The 22,746-nt window shown below is 60.0% G+C and carries 24 protein-coding genes; 9 read left to right on the forward strand and 15 right to left on the reverse strand.

The window, feature by feature from the left end; genetic code table 11:
- The first annotated feature begins 16 nt into the window (after positions 1-16).
- The 4 genes from C0398_02605 (at position 17) to C0398_02620 (ending at position 5,951) form a co-directional block, all read left to right on the forward strand.
- Positions 17-928 carry a branched-chain amino acid ABC transporter permease gene (locus tag C0398_02605; GenBank protein MBA4364882.1) on the forward strand — a complete coding sequence of 304 codons (912 nt, stop codon included), beginning with the start codon at positions 17-19 and terminating at the stop codon, positions 926-928.
- Positions 929-938: 10 nt separating this feature from the next.
- Complete coding sequence (locus tag C0398_02610; protein ID MBA4364883.1) at positions 939-2,861, forward strand: branched-chain amino acid ABC transporter permease; 1,923 nt, start codon at positions 939-941, stop codon at positions 2,859-2,861.
- A 1-nt stretch (position 2,862) separates the two neighbouring features.
- Positions 2,863-3,603 carry an ABC transporter ATP-binding protein gene (locus C0398_02615; GenBank protein ID MBA4364884.1) on the forward strand — a complete coding sequence of 247 codons (741 nt, stop codon included), beginning with the start codon at positions 2,863-2,865 and terminating at the stop codon, positions 3,601-3,603.
- A gap of 191 nt (positions 3,604-3,794) precedes the next feature.
- Positions 3,795-5,951 carry an aldehyde:ferredoxin oxidoreductase gene (locus tag C0398_02620; protein MBA4364885.1) on the forward strand — a complete coding sequence of 719 codons (2,157 nt, stop codon included), beginning with the start codon at positions 3,795-3,797 and terminating at the stop codon, positions 5,949-5,951.
- Positions 5,952-6,029: 78 nt separating this feature from the next.
- Here C0398_02620 and C0398_02625 read toward each other — a convergent pair whose 3' ends face one another.
- From C0398_02625 to C0398_02660, 8 genes are all read right to left on the reverse strand, one after another.
- On the reverse strand, positions 6,030-6,980 hold the full coding sequence (locus C0398_02625) for a hypothetical protein (protein MBA4364886.1): 951 nt from the start codon (positions 6,978-6,980) through the stop codon (positions 6,030-6,032).
- A 63-nt stretch (positions 6,981-7,043) separates the two neighbouring features.
- On the reverse strand, positions 7,044-7,286 hold the full coding sequence (locus tag C0398_02630) for a thioredoxin family protein (protein MBA4364887.1): 243 nt from the start codon (positions 7,284-7,286) through the stop codon (positions 7,044-7,046).
- Between the two features lie 8 nt (positions 7,287-7,294).
- Entirely contained in the window at positions 7,295-7,621 is a 327-nt protein-coding gene (locus C0398_02635) for an ArsR family transcriptional regulator (GenBank protein MBA4364888.1), read from the reverse strand.
- A 75-nt stretch (positions 7,622-7,696) separates the two neighbouring features.
- Positions 7,697-8,080: a hypothetical protein gene (locus C0398_02640; GenBank protein MBA4364889.1), complete on the reverse strand. Its 384-nt coding sequence runs from the start codon at positions 8,078-8,080 to the stop codon at positions 7,697-7,699.
- Positions 8,080-8,985 (reverse strand): arsenic-transporting ATPase, encoded by a 906-nt coding sequence (locus C0398_02645; protein ID MBA4364890.1) that lies wholly within the window; start codon positions 8,983-8,985, stop codon positions 8,080-8,082. Before C0398_02645 ends, C0398_02640 begins: the two co-directional genes overlap by 1 nt.
- Positions 8,978-9,865, reverse strand: coding sequence for an arsenic-transporting ATPase (locus tag C0398_02650; protein ID MBA4364891.1), 888 nt, complete (start codon positions 9,863-9,865; stop codon positions 8,978-8,980). The genes C0398_02645 and C0398_02650 overlap by 8 nt, the downstream gene beginning before the upstream one ends.
- Complete coding sequence (locus C0398_02655) at positions 9,855-10,175, reverse strand: arsenical resistance operon transcriptional repressor ArsD (protein MBA4364892.1); 321 nt, start codon at positions 10,173-10,175, stop codon at positions 9,855-9,857. The genes C0398_02650 and C0398_02655 overlap by 11 nt, the downstream gene beginning before the upstream one ends.
- 42 nt (positions 10,176-10,217) lie before the next feature.
- Positions 10,218-10,646: a transcriptional regulator gene (locus C0398_02660; protein MBA4364893.1), complete on the reverse strand. Its 429-nt coding sequence runs from the start codon at positions 10,644-10,646 to the stop codon at positions 10,218-10,220.
- A gap of 341 nt (positions 10,647-10,987) precedes the next feature.
- Between C0398_02660 and C0398_02665 the strand changes: the two genes are divergently transcribed.
- The gene (locus C0398_02665) at positions 10,988-11,362 is read left to right on the forward strand and encodes a hypothetical protein (protein MBA4364894.1); all 375 of its coding nucleotides are present in this window, start codon (positions 10,988-10,990) and stop codon (positions 11,360-11,362) included.
- Between the two features lie 9 nt (positions 11,363-11,371).
- On the opposite strand, the gene C0398_02670 is transcribed toward C0398_02665, so the two are convergent.
- From C0398_02670 to C0398_02695, 6 genes are all read right to left on the reverse strand, one after another.
- Entirely contained in the window at positions 11,372-11,998 is a 627-nt protein-coding gene (locus tag C0398_02670; GenBank protein MBA4364895.1) for a hypothetical protein, read from the reverse strand.
- A gap of 105 nt (positions 11,999-12,103) precedes the next feature.
- Positions 12,104-13,996: a hypothetical protein gene (locus C0398_02675; GenBank protein ID MBA4364896.1), complete on the reverse strand. Its 1,893-nt coding sequence runs from the start codon at positions 13,994-13,996 to the stop codon at positions 12,104-12,106.
- Positions 13,993-14,778 (reverse strand): hypothetical protein, encoded by a 786-nt coding sequence (locus C0398_02680; protein MBA4364897.1) that lies wholly within the window; start codon positions 14,776-14,778, stop codon positions 13,993-13,995. The genes C0398_02675 and C0398_02680 overlap by 4 nt, the downstream gene beginning before the upstream one ends.
- Positions 14,779-14,816: 38 nt before the next feature.
- A complete protein-coding gene (locus tag C0398_02685; protein ID MBA4364898.1) occupies positions 14,817-15,968 on the reverse strand; it encodes an L-threonine dehydrogenase in 1,152 nt (383 codons plus the stop codon).
- A gap of 156 nt (positions 15,969-16,124) precedes the next feature.
- Complete coding sequence (locus tag C0398_02690; GenBank protein ID MBA4364899.1) at positions 16,125-16,604, reverse strand: hypothetical protein; 480 nt, start codon at positions 16,602-16,604, stop codon at positions 16,125-16,127.
- Between the two features lie 152 nt (positions 16,605-16,756).
- Entirely contained in the window at positions 16,757-17,338 is a 582-nt protein-coding gene (locus C0398_02695; protein MBA4364900.1) for a mismatch-specific DNA-glycosylase, read from the reverse strand.
- An 85-nt stretch (positions 17,339-17,423) separates the two neighbouring features.
- On the opposite strand from C0398_02695, the gene C0398_02700 reads away from it, so the two are divergent.
- The gene (locus tag C0398_02700) at positions 17,424-19,316 is read left to right on the forward strand and encodes a glutamine synthetase (protein ID MBA4364901.1); all 1,893 of its coding nucleotides are present in this window, start codon (positions 17,424-17,426) and stop codon (positions 19,314-19,316) included.
- A gap of 100 nt (positions 19,317-19,416) precedes the next feature.
- Here the strand turns inward: C0398_02700 and mscL are convergent, their stop codons facing one another.
- Complete coding sequence (mscL, locus tag C0398_02705; protein ID MBA4364902.1) at positions 19,417-19,884, reverse strand: large conductance mechanosensitive channel protein MscL; 468 nt, start codon at positions 19,882-19,884, stop codon at positions 19,417-19,419.
- Positions 19,885-20,100: 216 nt separating this feature from the next.
- Here mscL and C0398_02710 point away from each other — a divergent pair, with 216 nt between their 5' ends.
- The 3 genes from C0398_02710 to C0398_02720 form a co-directional block, all read left to right on the forward strand.
- Positions 20,101-21,498, forward strand: coding sequence for a Trk family potassium uptake protein (locus C0398_02710; protein MBA4364903.1), 1,398 nt, complete (start codon positions 20,101-20,103; stop codon positions 21,496-21,498).
- Between the two features lie 12 nt (positions 21,499-21,510).
- Entirely contained in the window at positions 21,511-22,170 is a 660-nt protein-coding gene (locus tag C0398_02715; protein MBA4364904.1) for a potassium uptake system protein, read from the forward strand.
- A gap of 76 nt (positions 22,171-22,246) precedes the next feature.
- On the forward strand, positions 22,247-22,746 hold a 500-nt coding region (locus C0398_02720; GenBank protein MBA4364905.1), incomplete at its 3' end, for a hypothetical protein.

A 22,746-nucleotide genomic window follows, 5' to 3' on the forward strand; every position in this document is an offset into this window, starting at 1 on the left:
TTGAAGCGAGGTCACCATGGCCACGTTCTTCGAACAGTTGATCAATGGCCTGACCATCGGCTCGTTCTATGCACTGGTGGCATTGGGCTACTCGATGGTGTACGGTGTCATGAAACTAATCAACTTTGCCCATGGTGACCTCTTCGCCCTTGGTTCGTATCTGGGCTACACCCTTCTGGTCGCGAGTTCGTCGTGGGTGACGGTCCATTTCGGGCTCTGGGGAGGGATGGCCGTAGCGATGCTCTTTGCCTTCATCGGCATTGGCCTTGCAGGCGTCCTGATGGAACGTATTGCGTATCGCCCTGTCTATCCAGCAGGCCGGCTTTCGCTGGTCGTCTCTGCGCTCGGCATGTCCATCTTCCTGCAGAACGCCGTCATGGCCATCTGGGGCTCCCGTCCCCAAGCATATCCGGCAGCCGTCGTCCCTTCCGCACGCTTCTCCCTCCTGGGACTGCCTGTGACCAGCCTGCAGGTCGTCATCCTGCTGCTCTCGTTCACGCTCATGCTGGTCATCTGGTTCATCGTCGAGAAGACGACGTTTGGCGCAGCCATACGCGCCACTGCTCTCGACCGCAGCACTGCGACGCTGATGGGCATCGACGTCCGCGTCGTCATCTTCTTCATCTTCGCTCTGGGCCCCGCCCTCGGCGGCATCGCCGGCGTCATGAATGGCATGTACTACCGTGCCATCAGCTTCAACATGGGCTGGACCTACGGCCTCAAAGCGTTCACCGCCACCATCCTGGGCGGCATCGGCAACATCCCGGGCGCCATGATCGGCGGGTTGCTGCTGGGACTCATGGAATCACTGTTTGCCGGCTACGTCAGTGGAGCCTGGAAAGACGTCTTCGTCTTCGTCATCCTCATCGCTGTTCTCCTTTGGCGGCCGACCGGGCTGCTGGGCGAGAAGACCGCGGAAAAGGTCTAAGGCCTCTGCCATGGGAATCGCAGAGAGCATCCTCAAGCGCGTCGGTTTGGGAGCGAACAAGCCCTCCGGCGACCAGCCCGTCGCATTCTGGTCCAGGAACCGTGGTTGGCTCCTCTTGGCCATCACCGGGGCCGTGTTCGCCGCATATCCGTTCCTGCCGTTCATTACGGACTACTGGATTGACGTCGCCTTCTTCGTGGGCATCTACGCACTGCTTGGCCTCAGTCTCAACATTGTTCTCGGCGAGGTCGGCCTGTTCGATCTGGGGCACACTGCGTTCTATGCCATCGGCGCCTATGTCACAGCCATCCTGAACACGACCATGCACCTGCCCATCATCGTGCTGTTGCCACTAAGTGCCCTGATCGCCGCGGGCTTCGCCTACCTGGTGACATCACCCGTCATCCACCTGAAAGGCGATTACCTGTGCATCGTGACCATCGGCATCGGCGAGATCGTGCGTCTGACGATGATCAACAACCCCTTCAACCTGACAGGAGGGCCAAACGGCATCAACGGCATCGGCGGACCCAGCCTTTTCGGGCTGGCCATCAACTCGTCGACGCAATTCTATTTCTACACCTGGATCATCATCGGGGTCATCGTCTTCGGCCTGATACGCCTGCAGCACTCCCGCATCGGCAGAGCCTGGAACTACATCCGTGAGGATGCGACTGCGGCTGAGGCAAGTGGTGTGGACGTGCGTTCCTACAAGTTGCTGGCCTTCGTCCTGGGCGCCGCGCTTGCCGGCATGGCAGGCAACATCTACGCCTCCAAGCAGATGTCTGTCTCACCGCAGAGCTTCACCTTCATCGAATCCTCGCTGCTCTTCTGCATCGTGCTGCTGGGTGGCCTTGGCTCCATCCCCGGCAGTATCCTGGGGGCAGCCGTGGTCGTCGTGTTCCCCGAGGTCTTCCGTCAGTTCGCCAGTTACCGTCTACTGTTCTTTGGACTGGCGCTCATGCTGATGATGATCTTCCGCCCGGGGGGCATCTGGCCGCGCAAGAGGGAAGGCACTGGGCTGGACGGTCTGGGTATCCGAGGGCTCCCCAAGAATGACGAAGACCTCATCCCGCTGGGCAAGCCCGATCCCGCCATCCTCAAGCCGGCCGACACAGCCGTCGTCAAAGGAGTGAGACTTCCACCCGTGACCGTGCCCATGGACGAGGGAATGCTGCTGCAGACACACGGTACCACCCTGAAGTTCGGCGGGCTGACCGCGGTGAACAACTTCGACCTGAACGTACGCACCGGCAAGATCACCTCGCTCATCGGACCCAACGGGGCCGGCAAGACGACACTGTTCAACATGATTACGGGCATCTACAAACCAACGTCGGGACAGATCGACTTCCTGGGACGCGACATCACCGGTCTCAAGCCCCATACCATCATCAGCTACGGGATCGCCCGTACCTTCCAGAACATCCGGCTGTTTCCGTCGTTGACCTGTATCGAGAACATCATGTCTGGTCCCCACTGTCATGCGCGGTCCGGGACATGGGCCGCCGTCATGCACACGGTCGCCGAAGTCCGAGAGGAACGGGACATCGTTGCCACAGCTGCCTACCGCCTCGACCAGGTGGGCCTGTGGAAATACCGCAACGAACTGGCCAAGAACCTGCCCTACGGGAAGCAGCGCTACCTGGAGATCGCCCGCGCACTGGCGACTGCTCCCCACCTTCTGATTCTGGACGAGCCCTCCTCTGGACTCAACGACAAGGAAAGTGAGGACTTGATGGTCCTGTTGCAAGCCCTTGTCAAGGAGGGATTCACGCTGCTGCTCATCGAGCATGACATGCAGGTCGTCATGGGCATCTCGAACTGGGTTGCCGTCATGGACATGGGGCAGAAGATCGCCGAAGGCCTGCCAAAGGACGTCTACAACAACCAGCGCGTCATCGAAGCATATCTTGGCAAGGAGGATGACTGACATGGCGACAGTCCTGGCCGTCAAGAACCTTGTCGTCAACTATGGAGCCGTACAGGCCCTCAAGGGGATCGATGTCGAGCTGGGCGAGCACGATATCGTCGCCGTGCTCGGCGCAAATGGGGCAGGCAAGACGACGCTGCTCAAGTCCATCTCCCGCATCCAGACCATCAAGGGAGGCACCATCGAATACAAGGGAAAGGACCTTGTCACGGTGCCCGCCTTTCGTCTCGCCGGACTGGGCATTTCCCATGTGCCCGAGGGCAGACACGTCTTTGCCACCCTGACGACGGAGGAAAACCTGAACCTGGGCGCCTACGGCGTCCGCAACATGCCGGCCGGCAAAGAACTGCAGAAGACCAAAGAATGGATCTTCGACCTCTTCCCTATCCTCAAGGAACGGCGCAAGCAGTTCGCGGGGACACTCTCGGGCGGCGAACAGCAGATGCTGGCCATCGGGCGCGGGCTCATCTCCAAGCCCCACGTCTTGTTGCTCGACGAACCCTCACTGGGACTTGCCCCCATCATCGTCCAGGAGATCTTCCGGGTCATCCGTCAGATCCACGAGGAAGAGGGTGTCTCCATCCTCCTGGTGGAACAGAATGCCCGTAAGGCGTTGGGTGTGGCACGTTATGGCTATATCCTGGAACTTGGCAAGATCGCCATCGAGGGCGACGCCTGCGACCTCAAGAACGACGAGCGCGTCCGCGCCGCATACCTTGGGGGCTCCAAAGTCACTTGCTGACCTGAACCAGCGTTTCTCCTCTCTGGGGCCCGGCATATGCCGGGCCCTGTTGCTGGTACACGAGAAGCCAGGATATACCACAGACGTAGACAGCCGGTAGCGGAGCGCTGTCTTGAACAGCGTGTTGATTGACCTACCATGTGAGCGGATCACTACCAACCCGGAGGTAGAAGGTGAAAACCATCGAGGAAATGCGACAGGCACACAAGGTCTTGGCGACGTATTCGTTTACGCCGGGAGGCGTGCGTGCCGGCTACACGGACCGCAGGTTGTACATCAATCTGACGACGAATGTCATCGAGGAACGTGCCATTGACCCAATGGTCAAGGAGAAATTCACGGGAGGGCGTGGCTACGGGCTGTACTACCTCTGGCAGGCGGTCAAACCGACGACGCACTGGAATGACCCCGAAAATGAACTGATCTTCTGCGCCGGACCGCTCACTGGCATCACACAGTATCCCGGTGCCGGAAAAATGCACTCTGTGACAATCTCTCCAGAGACAGGAGTCCCCGTCGACAACAATGGCGGCGGCTACCTGGCTCCGTACATGAAGTTCTCAGGTTTCGACGCGATCGAAGTACAGGGCAAGGCTGAGGAGGATGTCATCATCTTCATCGATGGCAACAAAGGCCTCGTCACCATCGAGACCGCCCCTGAGGAACCCGACAACAGCTGCGACCTGCCAGAAGTCCTGCATGAGATGTATGCTGATGGCGCCGGCGATCGCAAGAACGTCAGTGTCGCAGTCTCAGGCACCGGGGCGGAGCACTCACTCCTCGGCCTCATCCATATCAGCTACTGGGATGCCAAACGAAACCACACACGCCTCAAGCAGCTGGCACGAGGGGGACCGGGGACTGTTTTCAGAGACAAGAAGATCAAGGCTCTTGTCGTCCATTTTGCCGGAACGACTCCCCTTATCAACAATCCAGCTGACCTGGGACCTATCAAGACCGCCGGTGCACGGATGAACAAGGAGATCCTGACGCTCGATCATACCCACAGCAGGATGCGCGAGATCGGAACTGCCAACACAGTCGAAATCCTTGACAAGGTCGATGTTCTTCCAGTCAAGAACTTCAAGTTCGGCTCGGACGCCAGAACAGTCGACATCAGGAGCGACGTGTGGTTCCGCCTCATCAGTCAGGACATGCCCGATGGCTGCTGGCTGGGATGCACCATGTCATGCGCCCATGGCATCGACACCGTTCAACTGAAGACAGGGCCTCTCAAGGGTCAGAAGGTGCTCATCGACGGGCCCGAATACGAGACGGTGGGTGGGCTGGGTTCCAACACGGGTAGTTTCGACCCACTGTTTGTCGCCGAGGCCAGCTTCTACTGTGACTACTACGGTATCGACCTGGTAGGCTTTGCCACGACGCTCGCCTTTCTCATGGAGTGCTATGAGAATGGCATCATCAACAAGGAAATCACGGGTGGGCTCGATCTGCACTTCGGCAGTGACATGGACGCTCTCGAGCTGATTCATCGGCTCGGTGAGGGTCGTGGCTTCGGCCTGGTCGCCGGCTTGGGCGTTCACAGACTCAAGAAGCTCCTGACCGAACAATACCATGCCAACGCCGACTTCCTGAATGACATCGGCATGGAGATCAAGGGAATGGAAGTCTCGGAGTACATGTCCAAGGACTCGCTGGCCCAGCAGGCGGGATACGCCATGGCTACCAAGGGTCCGCAGCACGACGAGGCGTGGCTCATTTTCATGGATCAGGTCAAGGGTCAACTGCCAACGTTCGACGACAAGGCTGAAGCTCTCTCCTTCTTCCCGCTTTTCCGGACCTGGTTCTCGCTCATGGGTCTGTGCAAGCTCCCCTGGAACGATTCCGAGCCGCGTGACAACCGTGACAAATACACGGGCATGCAGGCCGCCAAGATCCCCGAACACATTGAGAACTATCTTCTACTCTACAGGGGCATGACGGGTATCGCGCTCGACCTTGACGGACTGCTTGCACAGAGCAAGCGTGTGTATGACTTCCAGCGCGTCTTCAACCTGCGCATGGGCCAGGGGACCCGTAAGGACGACTGGATGCCCTATCGTGGCATGGGCCCGGTTACCGAAGAGGAATACCTGTCCCGCCAGGAACGCTACGAGAAGCAGTTGACCGAGGCCGCACACGTCGATATCGCAAGCATGAGCCTTCAGCAAAAAATGGCCGCTCTACGCGAGTACCGTGAGTCGCAGTACCGTCAGCTTCAGGACGCGGTGTATGCACGGCGCGGCTGGGATGCCGACGGGGTACCAACACTGGGCACACTCAGGAATGACGGCATCGACTTCCCTGAGTTGACCGAACTCGTGGAGCAGCACACACACGAGGAATAGTCGACACAAGGAACGTGAACGCACATCGCCCGGCCTCGTCGAGGCCGGGCGATGTTCTTGCTCCTTCAAATGAGTCGTCTAGAACACCCAGTTGAAGAGGTATCCCACGACAATGATACCGAGTGCGACAATGCCAACAAAGGTTGCCAGGAGCCGCGGTTTCAGCACACGCCGCAGGATGATGATCTCCGGCAGCGACAACCCGACGACAGCCATCATAAAGGCTATCGTCGTTCCCAGCGGCAACCCTTTTGCCCAGAGCGCCTGGACAATGGGAATGATGCCTTCGGAACTGGAATAGAGAGGGATACCGACAATGACCGCGATGAGGACGGCAAACGGGTTGTTCCTGCCCGCAACCCTTGCCAGCCAGGCCTCGGGCGCATACCCGTGGATGAACGCGCCGATAGCAATGCCTACTGCTACCCAAGGCGCTACCTTGCGGAAGATTTGGCGGACCGACGCCCAACTCGACTGCACACGTTCCCTGAGTGTCAAGACCTTCAGCGGTGCTACGCCACCCATCTGCATCTGATACACGTAGTCCTCGACCCAGCACTCAAGGTGCAGCCGGCCAATGATCCAACCAGATGTGACGGCAATGACCAGACCCATGACCACATAGAGCAGCGCTACCTGGGCGCCAAATAGTCCCCAGAGCAGCACGACGCCCTGCGGCGTGATCATGGGGCTCGCCACGAGAAACGACATGGTCACGCCGAGTGGCACGCCAGATTCCAGGAAGCCAATGAACAGAGGAATCGAAGAACACGAGCAGAAAGGCGCGACCGCCCCCATCAGAGCTGCCAGCACATTGCTGAAAGCCTCGTTGCGGTGCATCAGAACACGTTTGATCCTCTCGGCCGGCAACCACGTCTGGACTAGCGAAATCACGAAGACGACCACCACGAGCAGCAGGTAGATCTTGATAATGTCGTAGACGAAGAAGTGGACAGCCCCGCTCAGCAGCGTCCCCTGTGACATCCGAAGCACCACATATGTGAACCAGTCAGCAAAGTCTGTCAACACAACAACCTCCGTTGATATATTAGCCTGAAAAAAACGGCGGTCTCCCGCCCTCTCGTTGCCTTGTCAGGCGCCAGCGCCGATGATGGCCTTCCCTGCTTCCTCGGGCGATAGCACCCTGCCAGTCGTGATGACCTTGCCGTCGATGACAAGTGCGGGCGTGGACATCACACCGTACGCCATGATCTGCCGGATATCGGTCACGTCCACGACCTCGGCATCCTTGCCAAGCGTTTCCAGCGCCTTGCGGACGTTTGCTTCAAGTCCGTGGCAGCGCGCGCAGCCAGAACCCAGAATCTCGATACGCATAATGCCTCCTATGGTTCGACTAGCTCGTCCAGAGCTTCGGTCAGCTGACGGATGCGTTCCTCGACTCGCGAGTAGTGCACGAACTGCCCTTCCTTGCGAGCGCTGACAAGCCCTGCCTCGCGCAGAACCCTCAAGTGATGCGAAACCAGGTTCTGCGGGATACCGAGCGAACGCTCAATCTCGCAGACACACTGTTCGCCACCACGTAACAGCCTGATGATCTTGATACGCTGGGGCTCCATGAGCACGGAGACGAGACGAGCTTTAGCCTCGCAGTCTGGACACCAGTTGGGGTTCGTGTCATGTGTTGCGCATGTCAACGAGCGTTGCGTCATATCTCAACCTCTATTAGTTCAATTGATATTGATATATTATCTGAAGGTGTCGGATTGTCAAGACACAACTACGAATCAGCGTACCGTTCCGCCGTCTCCCGCGTTCTCGGCCAAGAGCTCACGGACCTTCGTGTAGAACTTCTCGTTCGACATACCACCAAAGAATGACCACTTGCCGTTCAGTGCTGTCAGTGGCAGGGAGTATCCAGTTTCAACCAGTTGGCGAACTTGGTTGACCTGCGGGTCGCTGTCCTTGATGACATCAATGAACCTCAGCGAACACCGCTCCTTGATGTCGCTCGCATCGAGGGATGCCCTCAGACTGTCGAACATCTCACCCATCGTCTGCGTTGGCGCAGCGCCCGGGCCGCACCCGCCCCCGCCGCACCCGCACGACGAGGTCGCTGGAGCCTCGTCCCAGATTCCATAGACCTCGATCTCAACAGTAGTCTCTGCCATTATACAATCCCTCCAAATACGATTTTGTCCAGCATGTCAAGCTTGTCGATACCACGAATGTCACTATCCATCATGGGAACCATGAGCAGTGCGGCCTCCGCGAAGCGTCTCCGCATGTCGTCCAAGTATCCCAGCTGCAGCCGTCTGCGCTTCTGGAAGAAGGGCGTCGTCGCCTGTTCCTCGGCAATCAGCAGGTTTGCTACCACGAGCTGCGTTGCCACACCGATTGCCGCCAACTCCTGAGATGCGCGGTACGCTTCAAGAATCGGGGTACTCTCGGGATACATGACGAAACTGAACGTCGTCAGCTCGGGATCCCGCATTGCGCTGACTGCTCGGTCGAACCGGTCTTTCTGCTGGCGGTCTCCTGCAGACATCGCTTCGGTGGCGCCAGTGGCCTTGAGCCTGATTTGCTCGCTCCAGTCGAGGGGAAGCTCGAGCAGTCTCAGGGTGTGCCCCGTCGGTGCCGTATCAAAGACGATAACGTCGAATCCTGGGGTGCTCGACAGGTCAATGAAGCGCTGGAACGCTGCCATTTCTTCGGTGCAGGGAGAGGCCAGCTCCTCGGTCATCGTGCGAATCGTGTCCTCGTCGAACTTTGCCCGCGCATCGTCGAGAATACCTTTCTTGTAGTCCTCAGTCGCTTGCTTCTGATCGATCTTGGCGGCAAACAACGCCGGGACGCCATCGATGGCTTCTACCTGATCCGTCACGTTCTTGCCAAGCACGCTGCCGGTATGTGCCGCGGGGTCCGTGGTGAGGAGCAGGGTCTGGTATCCTTGTCGGGCTGCGTGTACTGCAGTCAGGCATGCCATGGTCGTTTTGCCCACGCCGCCCTTGCCCGCAAAGAATACCTGTCGAGACCCCTTTGCACTTGGACGCAACAAGCTCTCGATGTCAGCCATTGCTCGTCCCTCCCTGAAACAGCATCGGAGCGACCCTGCGGAACATCGCCACTCCTTTGATCTCACTGTCGAGCAACTCCATCGTCTGCACAGGTGTACCCGCATACAACTGCTTGGCACGCTCCAGGTATGTCAACTGCATGTCACGACGTTTCCGGAAGAAGGGATTCACGGTCTCAGCCTCGGGGATAAGCCCGTTTACGATGATGCTCGAGGTCCCTACGCCCAGAGCCGCGAGCTCGGCGACAGCGCGTGACGTTTCCTCGAGCGATGTCTGCTCTGCCTGCATTACGAAGATGAACCGTGTCCGGCTTGCATCACGGAGTCGCGCTACCGCGTCATCGTATTTCTTCTTGCTCTCCTGAATCAGGGCGACGGGTCCCATGCATGTCTGACCGCTGCCTTGCGCGCTGTCCTTGATGTGCTTGCTCCACTCGATCGGAAGCTCCAGAAGCCGCAGCGTATGCCCCGTCGGCGCCGTATCAAAGATGATGACATCCCAACTGTCGTCCTCCATGAAATCGGTGAACTTGTCGAATGAGGCCATCTCCTCCGTACATGGGCCACTGAGCTGCTCTTCCACAACCTTCAGCATCTCTTCGTCAAAGAGATCGCGCATGGGAGCCAGTGACCGCTCCTTGTACTCGCGGGTGGCCTCGTCCGGGTCAATCTCCATGGCCCATAGATTCGGGACGCCGGTGATAGGCGTCACATGGTGGCCTATGGGCTGCTCAAACACATCGGCCAGATTCGATGCCGGGTCTGTTGTGACAATGAGCGTCTTCTTGCCGTTGTCCGCATAGTGAACCGCCGCTGTGCACGCCAGGGACGTCTTACCTACTCCGCCCTTGCCTGAGAAGAACACGTACTCAGGACGCATGCATTGCTCCGTCGAGTGCGGCTCTCAGCTCGCCATACGATGGATACTCCATGGTCTTGACAACCTTGCCGTCGACAGTGGTCACCGGAAGGATCTTCTTCCCGTTGCCTGTCACGAGCTTGTAGACGTCGGCATTGTCGCGGAACTTGAATGGCTGCTGATTGATCGCATACCGTTCGACGACGAGCCCAGGCTCCTCCCCTTGAAGACGTTTCAGGTCCTCATTGAGCCGAACGAGACGTTCGTCGACCGACGGCCCACACAGCCCGGTCGTACAACACATGGGTGGTTCATAGAACTCGATTTTCAACGCAACCTCCTTGAAGGTAGATATGAAGCATTTCTACTAGTTTCACTTGTCTGTACTGGGTTTCCGGGAGCGTTGCCCAGCCCACTGCAGTGCAACAGACGCTTTTTTGGAGCTGACTCCACAGACCAGCGTAGGTGCGTCTGCCAGGCGGCTCCGGTCGTCGGGGAACTGAGCATGAACCTGGTCCGTGAGAAGAGACACAAACTTGAGGATCTCGAGCGGCAGGTCCTCGCGAATTGCATACAGCGTCCAGTAGCTCCGCTTGGAGGTCGTCAAGAGTCCTGCCTCGAAAAGAACGCGCAAATGATCCGAGACGGTCGCCTGCGACAGACTCAAGGCAACTTTCAGCTCACAGACGCACAGAGCGCGCGCACCAAGGACACCGACAATGCGCGCCCGTGTCTCGTCTCCCAGCGCCTTCGCAACCGAAATCCTGTCGATTGTCCTCGTGCTAGACATCTGCATCGCCATTCTCCGATTATATCGTTACAAACCGATATAATATACGGCGATGCTCCAATGTGTCAAGAACGCGCCATCTTCTTCTTTCAGGGACGGGAGATCATGGAAGCTTTTCCTGTCTGTCTGAACCGATGACGAGCTAGTGCCAGGCAGGAGCCAGGTCTCCGGAATAGCCGCTGGCACAAACCATCCCGGGGAGTTGCAATATTCCGGAAAACGATGACAATTGGGATAGAGTATTGTTGCACTTGGTGTCTGGTCCAGGGCACACATCTCTTGGACGCCCGGACAATCGGTCGACTCAATCCTCTTGGCTACATCGTTCTCTGGAACACGCAAGGGAGGCAAAGATGATGAACCGTCCACGCACAGGAGTCACACTCACATGGATTGCACGCATTCTCATGATCGCATTTATCCTGTTCCTGACAATGTTTTCACTGGACGTGTTCGAGATGGAAGGGACGTTCCTCGAGAAGCTGGGTGGGTTCGTGATGCACTCCATCCCGTCGTTGATCCTCGTGGTGGTCCTGCTGGTCTCGTGGAGGAATCCGCTCCTCGGCGGCGTCCTGACTCTCGCGTCCGCCGCAGCGCTCATGCTGCGCTGGCGGCTATGGGAAATCCTGGAGTTCGCGACGATGATCCTGCCCCTGGTTGTTGTCGGGATCCTCTTCATCGCAGCCCATTTTGTGAGCAAGAAGCGGGTGCCGGGCTCTTCCTCCTAGACTCGCAAATCAGAACGACTGCTGCTCGGTGCGCGCGATGATCTCCTCCTGCAGGCCGGGCGTCAGATCACAGAAGTAGTCACTGTAGCCGGCCACGCGTACGATGAGGTCACGGTACTTCTCCGGTTCGGCCTGAGCAGCGCGGAGCGTCGCAACGGTCACGACGTTGAACTGGATGTGATGGCCGCCCAGCGTGAAATAGGAGCGGATCAGGTGCATGAGCGCGTCGAGTCCCACATCCCCTTCCACCAACTGTGGCGAGAACTTCTGGTTGAGCAGGGTCCCACCGGTGCGCACGTGGTCCAAACGAGCGGCTGACTGGATCACGGCGGTCGGACCTTTCCTGTCGACCCCCTGAACAGGCGAGATGCCATCCGACAGTGGCTGCCAGCAGGCAGTCGACGCCAAGGTAAAGGAGAAGGGAGGGGGATTCCTCAAACGCATGGCGGTCGCCGTCACCAGCGGGTTCACGCTGCACGAGCGGTACCTCACGATGGACCCGGAAGCTGTGCTGACCGAGACGCCCGAGAACTGGTGGGTTGACGCCCCCGGCGTCTCGCAGGTCACGGTCACGCAGGGGCGCTGGGTCACGGACCACGACAACCATCGATGGCAGAACGACCACCAGCTTGTCATCGTGACACAGCAGGGGAAGTTCTCCTACACGTTCAAACCATTAATGAACGCGGCGGACGCGGCCAATCTCCTTGCTCAGGTGTTCGGCGCGACAGTGATGTTGCGCTAGCGTTTCGCCGGTCCCCGCCTAGGGTGAATGACAATGGTATGCGTCGGCCGCCCAAGCGTGTGACGGTACGTGAGCATATGGCGCACGTCGTCTTTGAGGAAGGTGCCATCCGTCATCCATACTCTGTACCCGAACGGGTACTGCGACGGCGGCACGAAGATCTCGGTGGGCTCTATGACGCCAGGGTCGTGACGGAAGGTGAAGCGCAGGACCCTGTGGCGCATGTCGAAGGAGAGCTGCAGGGGTTCACCGGCTGTTGCGACCGGGTACGGGCGAACGATGGCTCGGAGCGCCCGTCCCCCACGGTCCAGGACTCTTGTGTCACGGCCCTGATCCGCACTCCAGATGGACAGGTCTTCGCCATTCCAGCCGTCGCCTCTCTCGTTGGTGTTGCTTGCCGTGTAGTTCCAGATCGTGGCTGAGCAGAGGCTGTCTTCGACAGCACAAAGACTGCGGTCCATGAGCGCCTCCTGCTCCCGGTAGTCACCGGTCCGGAAGGCTCGTCCCCCGCGAAGGTCAAACGTGATGCCGATCTCGCCGACGACGGTGGGTCCGTGCAGGCGCTCGGTCCCGGACTGGCGGATGGCGGCCAGCTGCCAGGCGAAGCTGCGACGCACCGCCCTCGGTCCGAGGATGATCCGGTTGCGCACGGCGTCGTACCCGAGCCATGGACTCGACCGCTTCAACAGTAGTTGAACCACGTCATACCAGTGCGGCGCAGACACAAACCCCGAACATCCTTCTCCGACCAGCGGCGGCAGAGCCTGTGGCTCACCCTCGGTGAAGATGAGTGCTTCGGGGTCTACCGCCCGTACCGCATTCGCGTAGCGCCGTATGAAGGGGACCAGATAGTCGCGCTCGAAGTCGACTGCTCGACCGTCGACGCGCGAGAAGTAGTCTGGGATGAGCAGCTGCGGGAGGCCCTCGCTGTTCACCGTCCAGACCCCGTGGTCGCGCCAGATGCACGGTCTGTCTTCCTTCCACGCCCGGACGTGTCCTGTGTTGAGCCGTCGGTGTCCTTGCTGCCGTGCACCGCCCAGTCCCATGCCCCAGACGCCCACCTCCTGTTCCAGTCCGTCGCCCAGCGCAACCGACTGCAGAGGCGTTGGCTGGAGGTCGACCCTCAGCAGGCTGTCGTGCGCGATGAGGTCCTTCCAACCGATATACCCGTGCGACGGCTCATTGAATGTGTCGTAGCCAACGACGCACGGCTTCCCTTTCAAGCGCCGCACAACCTGGAGAACGGCGTCCACATAGTGCCGCTGGAGGTACTCCTGGACTGGTTCGCCCTCGACGAGAAGGTGCGGGGCGAAGTCGTTGCCCCCAAAAAACAGCGTGAACATCGTCGCGGACGCCAGCCGACTCGCATTGGTCGGCCAGATGACATGCGAGAACGGATCTCCGTGCGTCTGATGCACGATGGCGGCGCACGTTTCCGCAAACCTGGTCATGTCGAAGCCGACCGCCTCCAGCGTCCATCCCGGGGCCCCGTCACCCCCCGTGAACCTGCTCCAGACGTCCTGGTGCGGATCGACGAACACGGTGAAGCCCATGTCCCCTGCCAGCTGGACGACCTGCTCGACGTAGTCCAGGTACTCGGTATCGTAGAGCCCCGGCCCCGCGTGCTCGATCGCCTCCCACGTCACCAGGAACCGAAGCAGCGTCAGTCCCCAGGACTTGAGGCGCGACAGGTGCTCGACCGCCTCTGACAGAGGAAATGGCCGGCCCACAAACGAGACCATGCGGTGGTCGAAGAATCCCTGGGCAAGATGTGTCGCCCCGTCCGGGACGACTGGCACCTTCGTGTCGCCCCCCAGGTTGACGCCGCGCAGGAGGAGCGTGCGTCCCGCTTCGTCTCGGAACCAGCTCTCGTCAGCGCGCAGCGTCATGCCCTGTCAGCCTCTCGGGCGATGTGAAACCGTCCGCGAAATTCGTCGAGGATGGAGCGGAAGTCAGCCGGCAGCATGGCCACGCATGGCTCAGCCAGGTCGGCTGGAACACCATGGTAGAAGGCCTCGGCGATACTTCCGGCGATAGCTGCCTGCGTGTCGGTGTCACCCCTGAGATTCACGGCGTTCTGGAGGCTGCTGCGCACGTCGGTGGACGCAAGGAAGCAGATGACCGCTTCGGGGACCGAAAGCTCGGCGGCCTCAAACCATCCACCGGTGCAGTCAATGAGCGAGCGCTGCAGGTCATAGCCGAACGTGCGCTCCAGATAGTCCCGGATGCCGTCTTTCGATGCTCCTGTCCTGGCCAGGAAGATGGCAGTGGCAACGGCCTGTGCTCCCGCGATGCCGTCCGGGTGGTTGTGTGTGGGCTCGGCACTGTTACGCGCTTCGGCGAGGGTCTCCTCGAGCGTGTCGAACGCCCAGCCGACAGGGCTGACCCGGCCCGCCGCGCCGTTTCCGTAGCTGGTAGGCATCGTCCGTTCGGGGTCCTCGATCCACTTCACAAAGCGCGTACTGTACGAGCGGCCTGGATTGGCAAGGGTCCAGGTGCGCAGCGCCTCGCCATAAGGATGGTGATGCAAAAGGCAGTCCGCGACGGCCACGGTCAGGACCGTCTCGTCCGTGTAGGAGGATGATGGAGTCAGAAGCGGCAGGTCACCGTCCAAAACAGCATGGTACTCATACGCGGAGCCGACGATGTCGCCGACGATTGCCCCGAGCATGGTGGAAAGGAATCCCCTGTTCTGAAGACCGGCCTGGACTACATCGAGTCCAGGTACAGACGGCGCATCTGCTCGACGGACGCTACCTGACGCGGATTGGTCTTGCCCACGAGCTCCTCCATGGCTTCCTCCGCCAGAGCGGGGATATCGCTTTCCCTGACGCCCATGGCAGCAAGCCCCGACGGCATCTTGAGCCGGCGGTTCATGTCCTCGACGCCCGTGACGGCCTTCTCGGCGTTCTCCCGGTCAGTGCGCCACGGATGACCTGCGCCCATGGCTACGGCGATCTTCGCCATCCTCGTCCCCGCCAGCACGGCATTCCATCGCATGACTGCGGGGAGCAGGACGGCGTTGAGGACGCCGTGTGGCAGTCCGTACTTGCCGGTCAGGGGGTGCGACAGGGCGTGGACGTACCCGAGGCCGGAGTTGTTGAACGCAAGGCCGGCCAGAAAGGCTGCATTGCACATGCCATAGCGAGCGGCGACGTCTTCTCCATGCTCGAACGCCGCGGGCAGCCACTGGAATACCAGGACGATGGCTTCGTACGCCAGCGCGTCGGTGAGCGCCGTGGCGTTTGTCGCCACATACGCCTCGATGGCGTGCGACAGCGCATCCATCCCTGTGGCAGCAGTGAGCGCAGGCGGCATGGTGACCATGAGTTGAGGGTCGTTCACAGACACGTCGGCTGTCAACCTCCAGTCGACAATCGTCATCTTGTGGTGTGTCCTGCTGTCGGTGAGCACGGCAACCGACGTTACCTCGCTGCCTGTACCGGCAGTCGTGTTCACGGTAATGAACGGCGGCAGGGACCTGGACACCCTGTCGGCACCTTCGTACTGCTCGATCGTCCCGCCGTTGCTGATGATGAGGCCGATCCCCTTGGCACAGTCGATGGCGCTGCCGCCGCCAATGGCAACCAGAAGGTCACAGTGCTGGTCCTTGTACAGTTCGACGCCGTTCATGACCATCACGTCGGTCGGGTTTGGTCCTGCGCCGGCATAGACGATCGACTGGATGCCGCTCTTGGCCAGCACCTCGGCGACCATCTTCCCCTGCTCCTCGCCGTACGATCCCATGGATGCAACAATCAGCCCTCTGGTCCCGCCCAGGTTCTGTGCCCATGTGCCGACGTCGTTCAGCGCACCGCGATGGATGAGATTGACCCCTGGCATGTAGTACGTTCCGGGCATGTTGCCACCTCCAGATCACGTCAAGACAGACCCACAGGCCTGTGTGTCATGCGTGCAATTGCAGCACGATTGGATACTACTATACCGCAAACTGCGCTCTCCCTCAACGGGCCGTCGATCAGAAGGTGAAGAAGTCGACACCGAGGGCGCGTGCCCTCAGCGAGTCCCCGTCGTATTCATCGTGCGAACAGTACGTGCCGCGAATGGCAGGAGGTCGACGACCTCCGCCGCTTCATCCCCGGTAAGCCCGAACACGTCCATATGCGCCCCATAATCCTGCAGGACGAAAACCTGGTCGCCGTCACGTGTCAGAGCGATTTGCCACCACCAGAGAGATTCGTGACCGGAACCGTGGCCTCCGACGACAGCCCTGGTGACCGCAGGCGTGACGGCACCCCAGAACATCAGGGCTCCGTCTTCGTGTCTTCGCTCAATCGTCTCAGCGACCGGCATGAGCAGTTTGATGGCATCGGTGTCTTCCCGCAGGCAGACGACCTCGAAGGTCCCCGAGCGACGCAGGACAAACTCGGCAAGGGGAACCCAGAACGCCGTTGAGACCGCAGTCTCGACGCCGGGCAGCATGCCCCTCAGGTCAGGAATCCTGATGTGCAGCGTTGTGAGCTTGTTGCTCGTCATGTCACCGCAGGCCGCGTTCGTCCGGGAACTGAGGTAACGACTCCTCCAGCTCCGCGTGGACATCCCCTGCAACCGTCTCAACAATCATCGTTCTCCCTGTTCTCATGCGACATGATACCAGACATGACCAGTCTATCCCGGGCTGCAGGTAATCAAGGGGCTCCTCCGGCAGGGTCACGGACGAACCGGGCAAGGTCTTGCCAGAGTGCAATATCGAAGAAGCGTCGCGCCAGACCGGAGGTCGACGGCAGGACCCACAACACGGTCTGCCCAATGCACTCCCGTTGCCTGCCTGGCACAGCCCGCCACCCAAGGAACTGAGCTGCTACAGTCCTGCTGGTGAATGCCAGCACACGCGGCTGCCACCGCAGGACCTTTGACCTGAGCAGTCTGCGCGCCTCGTTCAGGTCGACATGGCCGTCAAAGATGTGTGCATCCTGTCCGTGATCGGTCTTGACCAGGTCAGTCAGTCCAATGCCCCAGTCGAGCAGTCGCGGGTATTCCTCAGCCGCAAGCCGGCGTGGCGTCAGTCCGACCTCTGCAAGCGTCTGCCAGAAGTGATTGCCAGGATTGGCATAGTAGGCCCTCCGCTCCCAGGAAACATCCCCCAATGCCGAACCGCAGAAGACGACACGCAGACCATCAGTCAGTACATCCGGAATCAGCTCTCCAGCGGGCCGGTCGTCAATCGCCGGTTCCAGCTCGCTGCCACTATGTCCATGTCGGTTTTTCATGTTCTCAGTATAGCAGTGTGAAGCCCGCGGCTTGCAAAAATCGCTCCAGACGGTACTCTCAGGAAAACTGCATCGAGGAGTTCCTATGAACGACAAACGCATCTACAGCATCGCAGGAGGCCAGTGTGGCCGCGAGACCCTGCTCGCCATCCTCCGCGAGCATCCGGAGATTCGCTTCGTCTCTCTCGTGGCGATCGACCTTGCCGGCAATGACACCGACGAGCGTATCCCCATCCAGACCTTTGTCGCCGACATCGACGCATTTCTGGCCGGAAAGGCTGTCCAGACCGACGGTTCGTCTGTCGTGCTGACTGGCATGACCTCACTGGACGATGCACAGGTCGACTTGGCGCCCGACCTGACGGCTACCTGGTTCGTCGACTACAACGAGGAACACGTGGACCACGAGACTGGTCTCCCGGTGGGGACCCTGCGCATCCCGTCCTTTCTGGTGCACCACGGTGAGCGCATCGACTCGCGCTCTCTGCTTGCAGCCACACTGGAGTATGCGCGGGCAGAACTCCTGAAGCTTCTGCGAAACCATGCCTCGTCCCCACTGCTTGCTCATCTCGAGCCGGCGCGGCTTGCGGACATCGAGTTCACCGTCGGGACAGAATTGGAATTCTGGATCAAGACTCCGACCGATACGGCAAACGTCGAGGAACTCTCGGCAGCGCAGATCCTGCAGGAGAACTACTGGCAGCGCACGCGAGGCGTTGCCCGGACTGCTCTCGAGCAGGCTGTGATGGCGCTTGAAGCATATGGTCTGCACCCCGAGATGGGCCACAAGGAAGTCGGCGGCGTCAAGGCTGCCATCGGAGCCGGCGGGGAACTGACCCACGTCATGGAGCAGATGGAAATCGACTGGCGGTACGCCTCAGCGCTCCAGGCCGCCGACAATGAACTCCTTGCGCGCATCCTGGTGAAGGAGACATTCCGCGCCAACGGCCTCAAGGTCAACTTCAAGGCCAAACCCATCCCGGGCGTCGCCGGTTCCGGCGAGCATACGCATCTGGGCATCGCGGGCGTCCTGCCCAGCGGAAGGCGCATCAACCTCTTTGCACCTGCCGACATGCATGCCGACTTCCTGAGCGTGATCGGATACGGAGCGCTGATGGGCCTCCTGCGCAACTACGAGGTCGTCGGTCCGTTCATCTCTGCGAGCAACGATGCCTTCAACAGGCTCAAACCCGGTTTCGAAGCACCCGTCTGCATCGTCGCCGCGCTTGGACGCGATCCTGCCAGCCCATCGCGCAACCGCACGGTCCTGGCGGGCCTGGTCCGAGACGTCGACAACCCCAGGGCAACGCGCTTCGAACTCCGGGCTCCCAACCCCTACACCAACACCTACCTCGCCGTGGCCGCGTCGATCCTCGCAATGCTTGACGGCATCAAGTGGACGGTCGAGTCGAGCACGCCACCCGAAGCTCTCCTTGCGGAGATCTCCAAGAAGGCAGGTGAACCCGCAGCCTACCTTGAGCAGGACCGGGCGTATCGGGCGGAAGAGAACGTCTTCGAGAACTACACACAGGAAGAACGCGACCACCTTTTTGGCGTTCCTCCAGCGACCGTCTGGGAGAACATGCAGAACCTGGTGACTTTTCCGGACCGCGTTCGCGTTCTGACCGCAGGAAATGCGCTGACGCCGCGCGTGATCAACGCGTTCCGTAGTGCGGCTACTGCTCGCTGGAAGCACGAACTACTGGTCCGCATCATTCCTGAAGACCTGGACACGATACGCGCCTGCCGGCCGCTCGACCTTGTCAGCGACCGGGCTCAGGACCTCTGGAAGCGCATCGACGCTCTGCGCCACGAGCTGGCCGACGACACCCTCGGAAATCCCGCCCTGTGCACCCGGCTGATGTCCGCTCTCTCCGGCAACTCTCTGCAGGAAGCATCAGAACTTCAGCTCATTCTCGCCGACCGCATGGACCATCTGCGGCAGCTGGAGGACGAATACCACAAGCTGGTGTTCTAGCATACAATCGGGCGGACCTTTCCGGTCCGCCCGAAAGCTTCGTCATCTTATGGTCCGTCATTCCCGCGAAGGCGGGAATCCATCCCGTCGAGGACGTGCCTCAATCGGGCCGTGGTTGTTTAGCCACCGTCAGCTCGCTCGTGCAGCGCGGGCAACGCGTAGCGTTGATCGGAATCTCCGTCTTGCAGAAAGGGCACACCTTTGTCGCGGGAGCAGCAGGCACCGCCTTTTTCTCCGTCATCTCTCGCATTTTGTTCATCGCCTTCACCATGAAGAAAATGACCACGGAGATGATGAAGAAGTCGACGACTGCGTTGAGAAACAGGCCGATATTGATCGTTGGCGCTCCGGCAGCTTTGGCTGCGTCAAAGGTCGGATACTTCGTGTGGCCGAGATTGATGTAGAGGTTCAAGAAATTGACGCGCCCCAGCAGCAGACCAATCGGGGGCATCAGGATGTCACTCACAAGAGACGTAATAACCTTGCCGACCGCTCCGCCGATGATCACGCCGATCGCCAGGTCGATCATGTTGCCCTTCAAAGCAAACTTCTTGAACTCATTCCACATGAGTCACCTCCACGTGCAGTATAGCAGTTGCCCCTGTCCTCGCGATTCAGCGAGGCGCGCCTCATAGCATGTCATCCCCGCGAACGCGGGAATCCAATCCTTCATCCGTCGTTCCCGCGCAGGCGGGAACGACGGAGAAAACCCACCGGCGAGGGAGAGCGTTGCATATGATTCCCGCAACGATATACTTCTGCTCGTGAAAGGCAAATCGAGAATATGACAGTCGTGCCCGCTCCGAATCATCGGAGACCCCATATGCTCCAGCGGTTCCTGCTGACGAGTCCTGCTCAGCGCATTCTGCTGAGCTTCACGATTGTCATCGTTGTTGGAACCCTCTTCCTTCTTTTGCCACAGTCGAACACCGGTGTCCACCCCGGTTTTCTCAGGGCACTGTTCACCGCGACGAGCGCCACGTGTGTGACAGGCCTGGCCCTCGTCGATACCGGCACCTTCTGGTCGACGTCCGGCCAGGTTGTGATTCTCCTGCTCATTCAGGTTGGTGGACTGGGCTACATGGTCCTGACGACGACGCTCATGGCTGCCTTTCGGAATGCAAGGCTAGGACTGCGCCAGACCGGTGACTTCCGTGAGAGTGTTGCCTCACCATCGCACCGCGATCCCCGCAGTTTCGCCCGCCTCATCGCATCCACGGTTATTGTCTGCGAAGGACTGGGAGCGCTGTTCCTTTCCCTGCGCTTCCTCCACGATATGCCGGTAGGCAAGGCTGTCTGGAACGGCATCTTCAGCAGTGTGAGCGCCTTCTGCAATGCCGGATTCGACGTTCTTGGCGGAGGGATGACGAGTTTCGAGCCCTACGCGGGCGACATCACAGTCAACCTGGTCATCCCGGCGCTCATCATTCTGGGCGGACTGGGCTTTCTTGTCATCGATGAGCTCAGGCGCCGCCTTTCGCGTACACCCTACAAGAGACTGTCGACTCATACCAGGACGGTCCTGAGTGTTACGTCAGTCCTCGTCATCGGTGGAGCCGTTCTGATCTTCATCCTGGAAAACATGACCCCAAAGGTGTTCGTGCCCCTGTCTCTGAACGAGCGTGTCCTGACGTCCTGGTTCCAGTCGGTAACGGCAAGGACAGCCGGCTTCAACACCCTGCGCATCGGAGACATGCATCCGACTTCGCTGATCATCATCATCCTGCTCATGTTTATCGGCGCCTCTCCCGGCGGCACCGGCGGCGGTGTGAAAACAACCACGTTTGCCGTCGTCGCCGCGTTCGTCTGGAGTCTCATTATCGGCTCGGACCAGACACACCTCGGCAACAGGGGCGTCCACACGGAAAGCGTCAAGAAAGCTGTTGTCGTCTTCGCTCTCAGTCTGGTTCTCGTGCTTGGCGGGACATTCCTGCTGGCTGCAACAGATGGAGACAGGTTCTCCACCCTTGCCCTGCTCTTCGAGGTTACCTCGGCCTTCGGCACAGTCGGCCTGAGCACAGGAATCACCCCGGCGCTGTCTGCCGGCGCCAAGATTGTCCTCATCGTGACCATGCTGGCAGGACGTGTCGGCGTCCTAACGGCAATGTTGACGCTCCTCGCTCCCGTACGCAAGCTCGAACGTCGGGTTCACTTCGCTGAAGACGACGTCGCCATAGGATAGGAGGCAGGTACCATGAAACCACAGATAGGTGTCATCGGTCTTGGAAAGTTTGGAAGGTCTTGCGCGATCCGTCTGGCTGAGCTGGGATTCGACGTCCTTGCGATCGACGAAACGCAGAGCAACGTCGACAGTATCAAGGATGACGTCGCCCTCGCCGTCGTCGCAGACACGACGGACCCCGCCGAACTCGAGGCCGCGGGCATTCTCAACTGCGATACTGTGGTCCTGACTATCGGAGCAGAAATTGAACACAGCGTCCTTACCGCTGCGGTCCTCAAGGAGATGGGCATACGCCACCTGGTAGCCAGGGCTTCGTCCGATCTGCACGGAAGGCTCCTGATGCGCATTGGAGCAGACGATGTGGTGTTTCCCGAACATGACATGGCCATCCGCCTCGCCAACCGCCTGAGCCTTTCCAGCATCTACGACTTTCTTGAATCCTCCCCTGACTACGATATCCTCGAGGTCCCAATGCCTCATACCGCGGCGGGCAAGACGCTCCGGGACCTCGACTACCGCGCCCGCTTCGAGATCAACGTGGTCGGCATTCGGCGAGGAGGAGAGGTCCTGGTCACGCTTCACTCTGACGACATCCTCGAGCCCGGCGATCGCCTCATCATCCTGGGAAGTGTCGCGAACCTGCACCGGTTCGCCAGCCAGACCCGGTCGTGACACCTCAGGTCCCCCCTGCCACTTGAGCAACTCAGCGCTGCGTCTGGTCGCCAGCGTACTCGTTCTGGCGGTACTGATGAGCGCAAGCGGGTGTGCGGCTCCGGGACGCCAGGCCGTGGCCATCGGCTCCTACGACATGACCGAAGTCAACCGTTTCCTGAGCTCGGCTGCGCCCGCTGTGGGCGGCATGGCCCTGATTGTCGTGAAGGATGGGAAGGTCATCGAGCGTGCCGGCTACGCCAGATTCGGCCCCGGAACAGTCGTGGACATCGGCTCTGCTTCACGCTGGCTGGCTGCTGCTGCGATGATGACTCTGGTAGACCAGGGCATGCTGGCGCTGGACGACCCCGTTGCCAAGTACCTGCCAGAGTTTACCGGCGAGAAGGCCGGCATCACGATACGACAGCTTTGGTCCCATGATTCCGGACTGCCGGCAACAGACGCCTCGATCGACGACCGGACACTGACGCTGGAAGAGTGTGTCAGACGCATTGCCGCCGGACCCCTGTCCTCTCCGCCCGGAACCGCCGTGAGCGATGAGTCCGTTTCCATCCAGGTCGGAGCCCGTGTCTGCGA

Source organism: Coprothermobacter sp., assembly GCA_013824685.1.
Taxonomy (GTDB): domain Bacteria; phylum Caldisericota; class Caldisericia; order Cryosericales; family Cryosericaceae; genus Cryosericum.

Excerpts from the sequence above, each read along its gene's own strand:
- C0398_02605 (MBA4364882.1), top strand. The coding sequence starts at position 17 with ATGGCCACGTTCTTCGAACAGTTGATCAATGGCCTGACCATCGGCTCG.
- C0398_02610 (MBA4364883.1), top strand. The coding sequence starts at position 939 with ATGGGAATCGCAGAGAGCATCCTCAAGCGCGTCGGTTTGGGAGCGAAC.
- C0398_02615 (MBA4364884.1), top strand. The coding sequence starts at position 2,863 with ATGGCGACAGTCCTGGCCGTCAAGAACCTTGTCGTCAACTATGGAGCC.
- C0398_02620 (MBA4364885.1), top strand. The coding sequence starts at position 3,795 with ATGCGACAGGCACACAAGGTCTTGGCGACGTATTCGTTTACGCCGGGA.
- C0398_02630 (MBA4364887.1), bottom strand. The coding sequence starts at position 7,286 with ATGCGTATCGAGATTCTGGGTTCTGGCTGCGCGCGCTGCCACGGACTT.
- C0398_02635 (MBA4364888.1), bottom strand. The coding sequence starts at position 7,621 with ATGACGCAACGCTCGTTGACATGCGCAACACATGACACGAACCCCAAC.
- C0398_02640 (MBA4364889.1), bottom strand. The coding sequence starts at position 8,080 with ATGGCAGAGACTACTGTTGAGATCGAGGTCTATGGAATCTGGGACGAG.
- C0398_02645 (MBA4364890.1), bottom strand. The coding sequence starts at position 8,985 with ATGGCTGACATCGAGAGCTTGTTGCGTCCAAGTGCAAAGGGGTCTCGA.
- C0398_02650 (MBA4364891.1), bottom strand. The coding sequence starts at position 9,865 with ATGCGTCCTGAGTACGTGTTCTTCTCAGGCAAGGGCGGAGTAGGTAAG.
- C0398_02660 (MBA4364893.1), bottom strand. The coding sequence starts at position 10,646 with ATGGCGATGCAGATGTCTAGCACGAGGACAATCGACAGGATTTCGGTT.
- C0398_02665 (MBA4364894.1), top strand. The coding sequence starts at position 10,988 with ATGATGAACCGTCCACGCACAGGAGTCACACTCACATGGATTGCACGC.
- C0398_02670 (MBA4364895.1), bottom strand. The coding sequence starts at position 11,998 with ATGACAAGCTGGTGGTCGTTCTGCCATCGATGGTTGTCGTGGTCCGTG.
- C0398_02675 (MBA4364896.1), bottom strand. The coding sequence starts at position 13,996 with ATGACGCTGCGCGCTGACGAGAGCTGGTTCCGAGACGAAGCGGGACGC.
- C0398_02680 (MBA4364897.1), bottom strand. The coding sequence starts at position 14,778 with ATGCTCGGGGCAATCGTCGGCGACATCGTCGGCTCCGCGTATGAGTAC.
- C0398_02685 (MBA4364898.1), bottom strand. The coding sequence starts at position 15,968 with ATGCCCGGAACGTACTACATGCCAGGGGTCAATCTCATCCATCGCGGT.
- C0398_02690 (MBA4364899.1), bottom strand. The coding sequence starts at position 16,604 with ATGACGAGCAACAAGCTCACAACGCTGCACATCAGGATTCCTGACCTG.
- C0398_02695 (MBA4364900.1), bottom strand. The coding sequence starts at position 17,338 with ATGAAAAACCGACATGGACATAGTGGCAGCGAGCTGGAACCGGCGATT.
- C0398_02700 (MBA4364901.1), top strand. The coding sequence starts at position 17,424 with ATGAACGACAAACGCATCTACAGCATCGCAGGAGGCCAGTGTGGCCGC.
- mscL (MBA4364902.1), bottom strand. The coding sequence starts at position 19,884 with ATGTGGAATGAGTTCAAGAAGTTTGCTTTGAAGGGCAACATGATCGAC.
- C0398_02710 (MBA4364903.1), top strand. The coding sequence starts at position 20,101 with ATGACAGTCGTGCCCGCTCCGAATCATCGGAGACCCCATATGCTCCAG.
- C0398_02715 (MBA4364904.1), top strand. The coding sequence starts at position 21,511 with ATGAAACCACAGATAGGTGTCATCGGTCTTGGAAAGTTTGGAAGGTCT.